The organism is Telluria sp. ZB4P36 (assembly GCF_059685865.1).
Genome location: NZ_JCASIE010000001.1, coordinates 41,392 through 55,027, shown reverse-complemented (window position 1 = coordinate 55,027; position 13,636 = coordinate 41,392). Strand labels below are relative to the sequence as shown.

At 67.8% G+C, this 13,636-nt stretch carries 10 protein-coding genes; 4 read left to right on the top strand and 6 right to left on the bottom strand.

The features are described from left to right. Positions 1-6 precede the first annotated feature (6 nt). From AC56LK_RS00250 to AC56LK_RS00235, 4 genes are all read left to right on the top strand, one after another. Entirely contained in the window at positions 7-1,401 is a 1,395-nt protein-coding gene (locus AC56LK_RS00250; RefSeq protein WP_497182581.1) for an efflux transporter outer membrane subunit, read from the top strand. Positions 1,402-1,487: 86 nt separating this feature from the next. Beyond that, positions 1,488-3,626: a S46 family peptidase gene (locus AC56LK_RS00245; RefSeq protein WP_497182580.1), complete on the top strand. Its 2,139-nt coding sequence runs from the start codon at positions 1,488-1,490 to the stop codon at positions 3,624-3,626. A 165-nt stretch (positions 3,627-3,791) separates the two neighbouring features. Next, entirely contained in the window at positions 3,792-5,744 is a 1,953-nt protein-coding gene (locus AC56LK_RS00240; protein ID WP_497182579.1) for a rhamnogalacturonan lyase B N-terminal domain-containing protein, read from the top strand. Positions 5,745-5,774: 30 nt separating this feature from the next. Then, positions 5,775-6,347 carry a proprotein convertase P-domain-containing protein gene (locus AC56LK_RS00235; RefSeq protein WP_497182578.1) on the top strand — a complete coding sequence of 191 codons (573 nt, stop codon included), beginning with the start codon at positions 5,775-5,777 and terminating at the stop codon, positions 6,345-6,347. On the opposite strand, the gene AC56LK_RS00230 is transcribed toward AC56LK_RS00235, so the two are convergent. Genes AC56LK_RS00230 through AC56LK_RS00205 form a run of 6 tightly spaced genes read right to left on the bottom strand, consistent with a single transcriptional unit; the run spans position 6,340 to position 13,514 of the window. After that, positions 6,340-7,701, bottom strand: coding sequence for a sensor histidine kinase (locus AC56LK_RS00230; RefSeq protein ID WP_497182577.1), 1,362 nt, complete (start codon positions 7,699-7,701; stop codon positions 6,340-6,342). The two genes, AC56LK_RS00235 and AC56LK_RS00230, sit on opposite strands and share 8 nt — an antisense overlap. Further along, the gene (locus AC56LK_RS00225; RefSeq protein ID WP_497182576.1) at positions 7,698-9,092 is read right to left on the bottom strand and encodes a sigma-54-dependent transcriptional regulator; all 1,395 of its coding nucleotides are present in this window, start codon (positions 9,090-9,092) and stop codon (positions 7,698-7,700) included. The genes AC56LK_RS00230 and AC56LK_RS00225 overlap by 4 nt, the downstream gene beginning before the upstream one ends. Before the next feature lie 22 nt (positions 9,093-9,114). Then, positions 9,115-10,275, bottom strand: coding sequence for an ABC transporter permease (locus AC56LK_RS00220; protein ID WP_497182575.1), 1,161 nt, complete (start codon positions 10,273-10,275; stop codon positions 9,115-9,117). A gap of 50 nt (positions 10,276-10,325) precedes the next feature. Beyond that, entirely contained in the window at positions 10,326-11,573 is a 1,248-nt protein-coding gene (locus tag AC56LK_RS00215) for an ABC transporter permease (RefSeq protein WP_497182574.1), read from the bottom strand. A 10-nt stretch (positions 11,574-11,583) separates the two neighbouring features. After that, complete coding sequence (locus AC56LK_RS00210) at positions 11,584-12,246, bottom strand: ABC transporter ATP-binding protein (RefSeq protein ID WP_497182573.1); 663 nt, start codon at positions 12,244-12,246, stop codon at positions 11,584-11,586. A gap of 20 nt (positions 12,247-12,266) precedes the next feature. Beyond that, a complete protein-coding gene (locus tag AC56LK_RS00205) occupies positions 12,267-13,514 on the bottom strand; it encodes an efflux RND transporter periplasmic adaptor subunit (protein WP_497182572.1) in 1,248 nt (415 codons plus the stop codon). Positions 13,515-13,636: the final 122 nt, after the last annotated feature.

Below are 13,636 nucleotides of genomic sequence, written 5' to 3'. Positions count from 1 at the left end.
ACGCCCATGAGAACAAACTCCATCTTCCGCCTCCCTGCGATCGCCCTCGCAGCCAGCCTCACCGCCGGCTGCGCGGTCGGCCCCGCCTACCAGCGGCCCACGACGCCCGAGCCGGCGGCCTTCAAGGAAGCCCAGGGCTGGGTGCCGGCGGCGCCCGCCGATGCGCTCGAGCGCGGACCCTGGTGGCAGCTGTTCGAGGATCCGGTACTGAATGAACTGGCGGCCAGCGTCGAGGTCTCGAACTTGAACGTGGCAGCGGCGGCGGCCAACTACGCCCAGGCGCGCGCCCTGGTTCAGCAACAGCGCGCCGCGCTGTTCCCGAGCCTGAACCTGAACCTTGGCGCCGACCGCGCCGGCGTGCGCGGCCAGGGCGCCGATAATGCCTACCGTCTGAACCTCGGCGGCAGCTGGGAGCCGGACGTCTGGGGCCGGCTGCGCGCCGGCGTCACCAGCGCCCAGGCCGGCGCCGAGGCGACAGCCGCCGACCTGGCCAGCGCGCGCCTGTCGGCCCAGGGCGAGCTGGCGGCCAACTATTTCGCCGTGCGCGCCCTCGACGCCCAGCGCGCGCTGCTGGCCCGCACCATCACCGGCTACGAGCGCGAGCTGCAGATCACCCAGAACCGCTTCAAGGCCGGTATCGTCGCCCGCACCGACGTGCTGCAGGCCGAGACCCAGCTGGCCAATGCCCGCGGCGACGAACTGTTGCTGGTGCGCCAGCGCGCCCAGTTCGAGCATGCCATCGCGGTCCTGGTCGGCAAGGCGCCCAGCGAGTTCGCGCTGGCGCCGTCGCCTGAGTGGCGCGTGACGGTGCCGGCGGTGCCGGCCGGCGTGCCGTCGCTGCTGCTGCAGCGCCGCCCCGACATCGCCGCCGCCGAGCGCGACGTGGCGGCCGCCAACGCGGAAATCGGCATCGCGCGCTCGGCCTACTTCCCGAACATCGGCTTGAGCGCCTCGCTGGGAACGGGCGGCAGCCGCGTCTCGGACCTGTTCTCGGCTTCCAGCGCCGCCTGGTCCTTCGGCCTGTCGGCGGCCCAGGCGATCTTCAATGCCGGCGCCACCCGCGCCGGCGTGGCCGGGGCCGAGGCGCGCCATCAGGCGGCGGTGGCGCGCTACCGCCAGACCGTGCTCAGCGCCTTCGCCGACGTCGAGGACCAGCTGACGGCGGTGCGCGTGCTCGAGCAGCAGCAGGCGCTGCGCCGGGTGGCCTCCGAAGCCGCCGACAAGGTCGAGCAGCAGATCATGAACCGCTACCGCGCGGGGCAGGTGAGCTATTCGGAAGTGGTGCAGGCCCAGGCGACGGCGCTGAATGCGCGCCGTTCGCTGGTGCAGGTGCAGGCCGACCGCCAGGCGGCGGCGGTGGCCCTGATCCAGGCGCTGGGTGGGGGCTGGCGGGCAGGGTAAGCCCGTCAATACGCCAAAAAACGACCGCATGCATATGTAAGAAAGATATACTCCGGGCTGCATTTTCATTCACCCGGGGTTTAAATTTGTTCAAATCGTTTGTCCTGCCCGTCGTCCTGATGGGCGTTGGGGGCTTCGCGCTCGCCGATGAAGGCCAATGGCAACCGCACCAGCTGCCGCAACTCAAATCCGAACTGAAGCGCATCGGCATCACCGTGCCGGCCGAGAAGCTGGCCGACCTGGCCAGGCATCCGATGAGCGCCATCGTCTCGCTGGGCGGCTGCTCGGCGTCCTTCGTGTCGCCGGAGGGCCTGGTGGTCACCAACCACCACTGCGCCTACGGCGCGATCCAGCGCAATGCGACCCCGGAAAAGAACTACATCGTCAACGGCTTCCTGGCCAGGACCCGCGCCGAGGAACTGCCGGGCGGCCCGAACACCCTGGTCTACGTGACCGAGAAGGTCGAGAACGTCACCGCGCGGGTGCTCAAGGGCCTGGCTGCGAACCTGTCGGGCCGCGAACGCCACGAGCTGGTGGAGTCGCGCATCAAGGCGCTGGTCGCCGAATGCGAGACCGACAAATCGGTGCGCTGCTCGGTCCCGGCCTTCCACCGCGGCCTCGAGTACTATCGCATCAAGCAGCTGATGATCCGCGACGTGCGCCTGGTGTACGCGCCGTCCGACCGCATCGGCAACTTCGGCGGCGACATCGACAACTACGAATGGCCGCGCCAGACCGGCGACTACGCCTTCCTGCGCGCCTACGTCGGCCCGGACGGCCGCCCGGCCGACCCGTCGCCGAACAACGTGCCCTATAAGTCGAAGGACTTCCTGGTGGTCTCCGCCGAAGGCCTGAAGAAGGGCGATCCGATCCTGCTGGCCGGCTACCCGGGCCGCACCAGCCGCTACAAGCTGCCGAGCGAGATCCGTTACGCGCGTGACGTCGACTTCCCGGCCAAGGTGGCGAGCATCACCGCCGACCTGTCGGTGATCTCGGCCGCCACCATGGGCAACCCGGCCTGGGACGTGCGCTATGCGAGCGTGGCCAAGAGCCTGAACAACGTGCTCAAGAAGACCCAGGGCCTGCTGGACGGCTTCGCGCGCAAGGACATCGCCGCGATCAAGGACGTGCAGGACGCCGGGTTCCGCGCCTGGCACAAGCAGAATGGTAACGGCGCCAGGAACCTGCTGGGCGAGCTGGATGGCGTGATCGCGCAGGACATGGCGGCCGCGCGGCAGGAAGGCGCCTGGGCGGAGGCCATCCACAGCGACCTGCTCAAGAGCGCGCGCACCCTGTACCGCCTGGCGCTGGAGCGCCAGAAGCCGGACGCGCAGCGTGAAGCCGGCTACCAGGAGCGCGACCTGTCCTTCATCAAGGCGCGCCTGACCCGCCTCGAGCAGTCCTTCGTGCCCCAGGTCGACGAAGCCCGCTGGGGCGCGGCGCTGCTGCGCTACGGCCGCATCGACGCGAAACTGCGCCCGCAAGGACTGGATGCGCTGCTGCCGGCACCGAACACCCTGAACGCGATGTACAAGGCGACCGACCTGGACGATACCGCCAAGCGCCTGGCCTGGATCGGCAAGGATCCGGAAGCCTTCCGCAAGTCGGCCGACCCCTTCATCCAGCTGGCGGTGCGCCTGCAGGACACTGGCATGACCCTGGAGAATCGCCGCAATGAGATCGACGGCAACCTGGAGCGCGTGATCCCGCAGTACATGGCGGCCGTCATCGCCTGGAAGAAGTCGCAGGGCAAGCCGGTCTACCCCGACGCCAACTCGACGCTGCGCGTCACCTACGGCAGCGTGGCGCCGTATGCGCCGCGCGACGGCCTGGTCAAGGGACCGTTCACGACCGTCGAGGGCATCGTCGAGAAGGCGAGCAACAAGGATCCCTTCATCGTGCCGGCTGCCCTGAGCGATGCGATCAAGGGCAAGCGCTACGGCGTGTTCAAGGATGCGGCGCTGGGCACCGTGCCGGTGAACTTCCTGTCGAGCGCCGACACCACCGGCGGCAATTCGGGGTCGGCCGTGATGAACCGGCGCGGCGAACTGGTGGGCCTGAACTTCGATTCGACCTATGAATCGATCACCAAGGACTGGTACTTCGACAGCGAGATCACGCGCGCGATCCACGTCGACATCCGCTACATGCTGTGGGTGATGAAGGAAGTCGACCGTGCCGACAACCTGCTGAAGGAAATGACGATCAAGTATCCGAAAAAGTAAAACGGAACGATCCTCGAGAACGCGGCCAGAGCGATCTGGCCGCGTTTTTTTATACATATCGCTCACGCGCCTGAGTTTTTTCGAAAGCCCTGCCGAGACAATTGACCCGTCGCGTCTTTACATTCAATACTGAAATGCAATTACAACAACATTATTGGAGACACGATGAAGACACCGAGCTTGAAAGCACTGCTGCAAGGCTGTGCGCTGTTCACCATGCTGTCCGGCGCGTCCATGCAGGCGCAGGCGGCATTCAGCGTCACCGCGACCAAGGACGCGAGCGATCGCGTGATCAGCTACACCATCGATACCGACGCCGGCCTGGTATTCAAGGTGCGCGGCCACCCGAACGATACCAGCACCACCTCGCCGGGCGACCTGTCCAGCATCATTTATAACGGCGTCGAGTACCAGGATGCCGGCCGCGGCACCCAGGTCAACAGCGGCTACGACTTCATCTACACGGACCAGACCGGGGTCGAGGTCAAGGCCGAAACGGTCGACGCCAACGGCAATGCCGTCCCCGTCACCCTGCCGGCTGCCGGCCAGAGCGCGGTCACCGCGGCCAGCGATTACATCAAGGTCACGGTCAAGACGCTCGGCGGGACGACCGGGGTCCTGACCCATTACTACCTGGTCAGGAAGGGCGATCCCAAGATCTACATGGGCACCCACTTCACCGCCGAACCGACCGGCCAGGCCCTGGTGCGCTTCATTGCGCGCCTGCGGATCGCCGCGCTGCCGAGCGGCACGCCGGCCGGCACCCCGGGCGGCCTGGTGGTGAATGCCGATCCGAACCGCCCGCCATCCTGGCCCGACGATTTGCGCGGCACCACCCACGCCATCGAAGCAAGCGATATCTTCGGCATCAACACCGGTGCGAATGCTGGCGAGACGCGTTCCAAGCATTATTCGAACATGCGCCTGAAGGACTGGGCATATATCGGCGGCACCGGTCCGAATGCCGGCGTCTGGATCCTGCGCGACAACAACGAAGGCGGCTCCGGCGGCCCCTTCTACCGCAGCCTGCTCAACCAGATCACCAGCACCAACAACGAGATCACCTACATCGTCAACTATGGCGAGGGCCAGACCGAAGGCTTCCGTTTCAACCGCCTGAACGCCTACACCATGGTCTTCAACAACGGTGCGGCGCCAGCGCCGGTCGATACGGCATGGTTCTCGAAGATGAACCTGCTGGGTTACGTGCCGCCGACCGGGCGCGGTGGCGTGTTCGTGCCGGCCATCTATGGCCGGCACGCGGCCTACCCGTACACGGTCGGTTTCGCGAACGCCACGGCCCAATACTGGGCCGACGCCGCCAGCCACGACGGCAGCACGCGGGCCGACGGCATGCTCCCCGGCAGCTACACGATGACGGTGTACAAGAACGAGCTGGCCGTCGCCGCATCAACGGTCAACGTCACCGCAGGCACCACCAACATCGTGCCGGCCGTGACGATCGGCGCCGATCCGCTGGTGAACAATGAGGACCCGCGCGGCAAATGGCATATTGCCAAGGGCGATCCGAGCCTGACCCAGGCGTTGTTCCGCATCGGCGAGTGGGACGGCACGCCAAGGGAATTCCTCAATGGCGACAAGATCACCGTCATGCATCCGTCCGACGTGCGCATGGGTCCATGGTTTGCGACGGCAAGCAGCGCCAATCCCTACCGCGTCGGGATCTCGACGCCGGGCCAGCACATGCCGGCCTTCCAGTGGAAGGGCCTGAATACCGCGCCGAACGGCCCGGTCACGGTCAACTTCACGCTGAAGGCAAGCCAGATCTCGGCCGCCTCGACCTACCGCTTCCGGATCGGCATCACGGCCGCGCAGGCGGGCGGGCGGCCGCAGATCAACGTGAACAGCTGGACCTCGCCCTTCGTCGGCTCGCAGTCGGGCGACGTGTTCCCGCCGAGTCAACCGTCGACCCGCACCATGACGGTCGGCACCTACCGTGCGCGCAACATCACCTACGACTACACGATTCCGGCCAGCGCCCTGATCGCCGGCCAGAACACGCTCAAGATCTGGGTCGTCAGCGGTTCGACCAGCTCGTCGAGCTGGCTGACGCCCGCGGTGTCCTTCGATGCCATGGACCTGATCAAGATTAACTGAAACCTTCAAAACTTTTCAATCGAGCCTACCGTGCAATCCAAAACTCTTTGCCTGACCCTCGCCGCCGCCTTCGCCATCGGCGCCACCGCCGGCGCCCAAGCCGGCGTCATCACCACCTCCACCAATGTTCCGGTCGAGATCTGCGACACCTGCAGCGTCAGTTCGACGCTGAACGTGGGCAGCCATGGCCGCCTCCTCGACGTCGACGCGCTGGTCGACATCACCCACGGCTGGGACGCCGACCTGGTGCTGAGCCTGAGCCATGAGGGCGTCACCGTGCTGCTCTCGAACCGCCAGGGCGGCTCGGGCGGCGCCAACTATACCGGCACCGTGTTCGACGACCAGGCCGCCACCGGCATCGACGCGGGCTATGCCTATGCGCCTTACACCGGTTCGTTCCGGCCCCAGGAGGCGCTGGCCGCCTTCATCGGCCACGACGTGTTCGGTGACTGGACCCTGACGGTGGTGGACAGCGAAGCGGGCGACGCCGGCACCATCGACGCCTGGGGAATCCGCGCCGAGGTGCCGGAACCGGCTTCGCTGGCCTTGTTCGGCTTGGCGGCGCTCGGCATGGGCGGGGCGCGCCGCCGCCAGTCTAGCTGAAACGGATCTCGAATCGCGTCTCGCCCTGGCCGGTGGACGCGAGCGAGTAGGGGTAGCCATGCCGCGTGAGCACTTCGCGCACGAACATCAGGCCGATCCCCTGGCCGCCCTGCTTGGTGCTGAAGAAGGGCGTGAACAGCTGGCGCGCCGGCACCTCACCCAGCAGGTCGGCCGAGTCGAGCACCGCCAGCACGGTTTCCTCGCCATCGCGTTCGAGCGCCAGTTCGACGTGGCCGCCTGCCACACCCGCCGCCTGGCGCGCCAGCACGGCTTCGATCGCATTCTTCACGACGTTCAGCAGCGCCCCTTCCATCAGGCCCAGGTCCATCGGCTGGGCCGGCACCGGCTCGCAGCGGCGCCAGCCGAGCCGGATGCCGGCGCGTGCGCACTGCTCGCGGTTCAGCCACAGGATGTCGTCGACGACGGCGCGCAGGTCGGCCGGCCGCAGCTCGGGCGCCGGCATCTTGACCACCCGCGTGAAGCGGTCGATGAATTCGCCCAGGCTGATGTTGCGGCGCTTGACGGCGTCGATCGCGGTGGCGAAATCGAGCGCGTCCGATTCGCGCAGCTGGCTGCGGTAGAACAGCAGCGAATCGAGCACCGAGCGGGTGGCGGCAACGGTGTTGTTGACCTCGTGCGCCAGTACCCGCACCAGCTTGGCGTAGGTGGCGCGCTCCGAATCCTCGAGTTCGGCCGTCAATTCCTCGAGCATCAGGAAGTGGCGGGCGAAGCCGCGGTCGAAGAACTGGCCGCGCTGCGCGCGGTAGCGCCGTCCTTCGGTGTCGGCGATCATGCGGCTGTCGCCGAGGGGAAGGGCGTCGAGCTGGGCGACCAGGTCCAGGCTGCGTTCGCGCGCCCGCGCATCGAGTCCTGGCGCAAACTGCGCTCCCGCCAGCGGCTTGCCCTCGGTCCGATGCAGGCCCAGCATGGACAGGGCGCTGGCATTCACCAGGCTGACCGCGCCGTCGAAATCGAAGACCAGCACCGCGCTGGGCGTCGCTTCCAGCAGGCGGTCGAGGAAGCCCTGCTGCTCGCCCAGCGCCAGGCGCTCGCGGTGCAGCGCCGCCAGCATGGTGTTGAACATGCCGACCAGTTCATCGAGTTCGGACGAAGCCGGCGCCGCCAGCCGGTTGGCGTAGTTCTGGTCCTGCAGCAGGTCGTGGAAGCGGCGCGTGTAGCCGAGCGGTTCGAGCGCGCGCCGCATCAGCGCGAAGCCGGCGGCGAGGCTGGCCAGCAGCAGGCCCTCGGCGCCGACGAAGAGCAGCGGGTGCTCGGGCAGCAGCAGGCCGGCAGCCGCGAACATCAACAGGTGCAGGACGAGCAGGTAGGCGCCGAGCCGCCGGCGCAGGCTCATTCGCCGGCCCCGGCGCCAGGTTCGGCCAGGCCGTGCCGTTCCAGGCGGCGGTACAGCGCGGTGCGCGACAGGCCGAGCGCCTTGGCCACGCGGGTGATGTTGCCGCCGTGCTGGTCGAGCGCCTGTTCGATCATGCGCCGCTCCACCTGCTCCAGCGTCATGCCGTCCAGGCCGAGGCGTGGCGTGCTGCCCGCCTCGTCGAGCTGGCCGGCGGCGGCGAAATCGTGCTGGCTGAGCTGGGACTTGCCGGCCAGGAGCAGGGTGCGTTCGAGCGTCTGCTTGAGCTGGCGGATGTTGCCGGGCCAGGACTGGGCGCCCAGCCAGTCGAGCGCGCCGGGCGTGAGCGTGACCTCGCCCAGCCCATAGCTGTCGGCCACCCGCGCGGCGATGTGGCGCGCCAGCAGGGGGATGTCGCTGCGCCGCTCGCGCAGCGGGGGGAGGCGGATCGTGATCAGGTTCAGGCGGTAGAACAGGTCTTCGCGGAATTCGCCGGTGGCCACCAGTTCGGCCAGCTCGCGGTTGGTGGCCGAGACCACGCGGATGTCGGCCTGCTCGCTGCGGCTGGCGCCGACCGGCTGGTAGCGCTGGTCCTGCAGCACGCGCAGCAGCTTGACCTGGTCGCCGCGGTTCAGCTCCCCGATCTCGTCGAGGAACAGGGTGCCGCCGTCGGCGCAGGCGACATGGCCCTTGCGGTCGGACCTGGCATCGGTGAAGGCGCCGCGCACGTGGCCGAACATCTCGCTCTCGAACAGGGTCGGCGTGATCGCGCCCATGTTGATCTTGATGATCGCCTTGTCCGCGCGCGGGCTGTTGCGGTGGATGGCGTCGGCCACCAGTTCCTTGCCGGTGCCGCTCTCGCCCAGGATCAGCACCGGCGCGCGGGTGCGTGCGACCTGGCCGATCGTGGCCAGCACCCGCAGCAGCTTCGGATGCTCGCCGACGATGCCGCCGAAATCGAAGTCGCCGTCGAGCGCCTTGCGGCCCGGTCCGGCGGCGCCCGTGCCGCCCAGTTCCAGCGTGGCCTTGATCAGGTCGACCAGCTGGGCGTTGTCCCAGGGCTTGGTGAAGAAATTGGCGGCGCCGGCCTTGATGCCGCTGACCGCCAGCCCGATCGAGCCCCAGGCCGTCATCAGGAGCACCGGCAGGACAGGGTGCCGCGCCCGGATCTCGGCCAGCAGCGCCAGGCCTTCGGCGCCGCTGGTCTGGAGCGAGAAGTTCATGTCCTGCAGGACCAGGTCGAAGCGCTCGCGTCCCATGAGCGCGAGCGCGGCCGCCGGCCCGTCACAGCAGGCCGCGTCGAAACCGGACTGCTTGAGCAACAGGGCCAGCGAGACCTGGACCGCGCCGTCGTCGTCGACGACCAGAATGCGCGGTGTGCGTGATGCTTCCATCTTGAGGATGTCTTCCTTGTTGTTATTCGTGATGCAGCGCTTCGGTCGGGCTCAGGCGGCTGGCGCGCCAGCCCGGATACAAGGCGCACAGCAAGGATAGCAGATAGATCGCCGCCATCGACAGGCCGGCGGCCGCCGCGAAGACGCGCCAGTTCAGGCTGTCGCCCAGCACGCCGGTGAGCGGCAACTGCACCAGCAGCGCCAGCCCCAGCGCGATGGCGACGGAGCTGAGCATGAATTGCTCGGCGACGATCTGCCGGTAGATCTGGCCGGCGCTGGCGCCGATCGCACGACGCAGGCCGATCTCGGGGATGCGCTGGGCGGTGTTCTGCCACAGCGCGCCGAACAGGCCGAAGGCGACCATCACCAGCATGAAGGCGGCGATGATGCCGACCACGACCAGCGGTGTCATGTAGGTCTTGAGCATGCTGCCGCGCATGGCCGCGAGCGGCGTGATCTCGTACGACCAGTCGTTGCGGATCAGCTTCAGGCGGGTGTTCAGGCGTTTTTCGAAAGCCCGTTCGGTGCCGGGCGCCACGCGCAGCAGGATGGTGCGGGCGTCGCGGTCGTTCTTGCCCGCTTCGAAGCGGGTGAAGGCGAAGTTGACCGGGGCCGACAGCTCGCCCTTGGGCCGGTAATCGTCTACCACGCCCACGATCCGGTAGCCGGCCGTGACGCCCGGGCCTTCGCTCGCGTCGACGAGCTGGCCGACTGCGCGCTCGCCCGGGAACATGGCCTCGGCCAGGCGCCGGTTGATGACGGTGGCGCGGACCGCGCTGCCGTTGTCCAGTGCGGAGAACCAGCGTCCCTCGACCAGCTTCAGGCCCAGCACGCGGGCAAAGCGGTCGTCGGCATCGAGCATTTCGGTCTGCATCGACTTGCCCTTGGCGCCGTTCGCGGCATGGCGCCGCAGGTCGGTCGAGATGGTCGAATTGGAATAGGGCGCGAAGCTGGCGATGGCGACGTCGCGCACTTCCGGCAGTTCGGCCAGTCCGCGGCGGAAGCTGTCGTACACGGCCTCCTCGATCCGGGTCTGCTGTTCGTCGCCGACGACCAGGCTCACCGACCACAGGCCGGCGCCGTCGAAGCCGAGCGGCATGCGGTACAGCTGCGAATAGCGCACCCCGAAGGCGGCCACGCCGAACACGATGGCGAAGGCGATCAGGATTTCAAGGCTCAGCATCAGATTCCTGGACTTGCGCTTCCAGGTCAGTTTCAACAATTGGCGGAACATCAGGCGGCTCCCTTCAAGGCGTGGACGGGATCGAGGCGCGACATCTTCCAGGCGGGCAGCACGCCCGAGACCAGGCCGAAGACGGTGGCGATCAGCATGCCCCAGCCGAATACGGCCAGGTTCAGGTCGACCTCGAGGTAGGGAATCAGGGCGGCGTTCTCGAGCCAGGCCAGCACCAGCGCGGTGGCGCCGAGTGCCAGCAGGCCGCCGGCCAGGCACAGCAGCACGTTCTCGACCACCAGCTGCACCGCCAGCTGGGCGCTGGTGGCCCCGAAGGCCTTGCGCACGCCGATCTCGGCGCGCCGCTCGAGGATGCGGCCGGTGTTCAGGTTGACCAGGTTCAGCGCCGGCAGCAGCATGAAGACCAGCATCGCGGTGCCGATGATGGCCAGCAGGATGGCGGCGCCGGAGTCCGGCTGGTCGGACCGGCCGACGGTCATGCGGGCGAATACGTCCAGCTTGCTGTCGGCCCAGAAGCGGATCGTCTTCCACTGTTTCGGATCGTCGTGCACCACGCCTTGCGCGATCGCCTCGACCTGGCGCCGGATGCGTGCCAGGTCGGCCGACTCTTTGGCGAGGATCAGCGCGACGAAGGGGCCGGTCAGCTGCGTGCGGTAGTCCGAGGAAGCATAGGTGGAGATCGGCACCCACATGTCGGCGAAGGCGTTCAGGTGCATCGCGTCGCCCACCACGCCGGCCACTTCGTAGACCTGGCCGCCGATGTCGACCTGCTGGCCGATGGCCACCTGCGGCGTTCCCGGGAACAGGCGGCGCGCCGTGCTCTCGTTCAGGACCGCGATGTGGCGCCCGGCCGCATCGTCGGCGGCAGTGGGCAGGCGCCCGGCCAGCAGGCGGAAGTCGAGCACCTTCCAGTAGTCGGCATCGGCGCGCCGCATCTGCAGCTCGCTGACGGAATCGCCCTGGTACACCGAGACGCCCTGCGGCATCGTGACCATGGCCACGCGCTCGACCCCGGGCATGGGCTTGAGGTACTTGTCGATCAGCTTGTAGCCGAGCGGCGAGGTGCTGGTGCTGTCGCCTTTCGGGCTGTCCATGCGCATCATGAAGATCTGCAGGAAGCGATCGCTGCGGCCTTCGACCCCGGACGGGCGGAAGGCCGTCTCGAGCAGGGAGGCGATCACCATCAGCACCACCAGGGTCAGCACGATGCACAACAGATTGATCAGGGTGAACAGCTTGCGGCGCATGAAGACCTTCCATGCGGTCAGGAGGTAGTTGCGTAGCATCCGGTTCTCCTCAGGCGACCAGCTGGCCGTCGAACACGCGCACGATGCGGTTGGTGCGGCGGGCCTCGCGCTCGTCGTGGGTCACCATCACCACCGTCGTGCCTTCCTCGTTCAGCTTGAGCAGGATGTCCATCACTTCCTCGCCCATCTTGCTGTCCAGGTTACCGGTCGGCTCGTCGGCCAGCAGCACCTGCGGACGGCCGACGATGGCGCGGGCAATCGCCACGCGCTGCTGCTGGCCGCCCGACAGCTGGTTCGGATAGTGGTCCATGCGCGCGCCCAATCCCACCTTTTCCAGCGCCTCGCGCGCCAGGCGGCGCCGTTCGCCTGAAGCCATGCTGCGGTACAGCAGGGGCAGTTCGACGTTGTCGATCACGCGCAAGTCGGGAATCAGGTGGAAGCTCTGGAAGATGAAGCCGAAGGTCTGGTTGCGCAGCGCCGCCACCTGTTTGTCGCGGTAACGCGTGACCGGAATGCCCTCGACCTCGACGTTGCCCTGGCCGGGCCGGTCGAGCAGCCCGATGAGGTTGAGCAAGGTGCTCTTGCCGCAGCCGCTGGGCCCCATCATGGCGACGAACTCGCCCTTCTTCACGTGCAGGTCGACGTCCTTCAGCGCCAGCGTCTCCACCTTGTCGGTGCGGTAGGTCTTGCTGACCTTGTTCAGTTTGATCATGATTTCCCCTTATGTGTTCATTAGTTCGTGATGCGGATGCTGTCGAGGTTCGCAAACGCCTTGGTGTCGGACACGATGAAGCGTTCGCCGGCGCCTGCGCCGCTCACCACTTCGATCAGCTTGCCGTCGCTGCTGCCCAGCTGCAGGGTGGTGCGGCGCGCCACGCCGTCGCGCACCGCGAAGGCGTCCTGGCGCCCGTTGCCGTTGAAGGCGGCGCCGCTGTCGAGTACCAGGGTGCCGTTCTTGCGTGCGGTGACGATGTTGACGTCGACCCGCATCTTGTTGCGCAGCAGCGGGTGGTGGGGCTGCGCCAGGTCGACCAGCAGCTTGACGGTGCCGTTCTGGATCTCGGGCAGGATGGTGTGCACGCGGCCGTCCAGCCGCTCGCCGTTCTGCTCCACGCGCACCGCCTGGCCCTGCGCCAGGCTGCGCGCATGAAAGTCCGACACCGTCGCTTCGACCCGGTAGTTGTTCAGCTCCGACACGCGCGCCAGCAGCTGGCCGGCGGCGACGCTGGCGCCTTCGTCCTGCACCACGGTGGTCAGCATGCCGGAGAAGGGCGCGCTGACGCGCGCCTGGGCCAGCATCCGCTCCTGCTGGGCGATCTGCTTCTGCAGGATGTCCTGCTGCAGGCCGGCGGCGGCGATGCTGGCGGCGGTGGTGTGGCGGCTGTCGGCGATCAGCTCGCGCTGCTGGCGCAGCTGGATCTCGGCGCGCTTCACGGCCAGCTCGCCGGCCAGCAGGTTTTCGCCCGACACCAGGCCGCTCTGGCGCAGCTTCTGGTTGCGCTCGTTGAGGGCGCGGCTGGAGAGCAGGTCGAGTTCGAGCAGCTCGATGCCGGCCAGGAGCTGCTTGTGCTTCTGCGCCAGCTCGAGCTTGAGGGTGGCGATCCGGTTTTCCTGCTGCGCCAGCTGTTCGCGCAGCGTGTCCAGCGCCAGGCGGATCTCGCGGTCGTCCAGTTCCAGGATCAGCTGGCCGGCTTTGACCTGCTGGCCCGGCTTGGCGTGGACCTTGGCCACGCGGCTGACGACGGGACTGGCGACGACTTCCTCGTGCACGGGAATGACGATGCCGGCGGCATTGATGGTGTTGGCGACGTCGCCGCGGCGCACGGTCGACAGCACGATGTCGGATTCCGCCACGCTGGGACGCAGGGCGCGGTTGAGGAACCAGCAGGACAGCACCAGGCCGGCGAGCAGCAGGATGGCGGCGGCGATGCGGACGCGCCGGCGGCGTTGGGTGAAGGCGGGGTCGAGGGCTCGGTCCATGGTGGGGCGAATAGTTGTTTGCCTTGCTATTGCAAACACCGTGCCAGCACGCTGTGCCCCTCGTACGGGCTGTTTGCCCCTTTGGCCTTGCCCGCCTGCGGGCAATGGTGTCCGGATCCGGA

Bases quoted from the DNA above. Each gene is read 5' to 3' on its own strand.
- AC56LK_RS00250 (WP_497182581.1), top strand. From the start codon at position 7: ATGAGAACAAACTCCATCTTCCGCCTCCCTGCGATCGCCCTCGCAGCC.
- AC56LK_RS00240 (WP_497182579.1), top strand. From the start codon at position 3,792: ATGAAGACACCGAGCTTGAAAGCACTGCTGCAAGGCTGTGCGCTGTTC.
- AC56LK_RS00230 (WP_497182577.1), bottom strand. From the start codon at position 7,701: ATGAGCCTGCGCCGGCGGCTCGGCGCCTACCTGCTCGTCCTGCACCTG.
- AC56LK_RS00225 (WP_497182576.1), bottom strand. From the start codon at position 9,092: ATGGAAGCATCACGCACACCGCGCATTCTGGTCGTCGACGACGACGGC.
- AC56LK_RS00220 (WP_497182575.1), bottom strand. From the start codon at position 10,275: ATGCTGAGCCTTGAAATCCTGATCGCCTTCGCCATCGTGTTCGGCGTG.
- AC56LK_RS00215 (WP_497182574.1), bottom strand. From the start codon at position 11,573: ATGCTACGCAACTACCTCCTGACCGCATGGAAGGTCTTCATGCGCCGC.
- AC56LK_RS00210 (WP_497182573.1), bottom strand. From the start codon at position 12,246: ATGATCAAACTGAACAAGGTCAGCAAGACCTACCGCACCGACAAGGTG.
- AC56LK_RS00205 (WP_497182572.1), bottom strand. From the start codon at position 13,514: ATGGACCGAGCCCTCGACCCCGCCTTCACCCAACGCCGCCGGCGCGTC.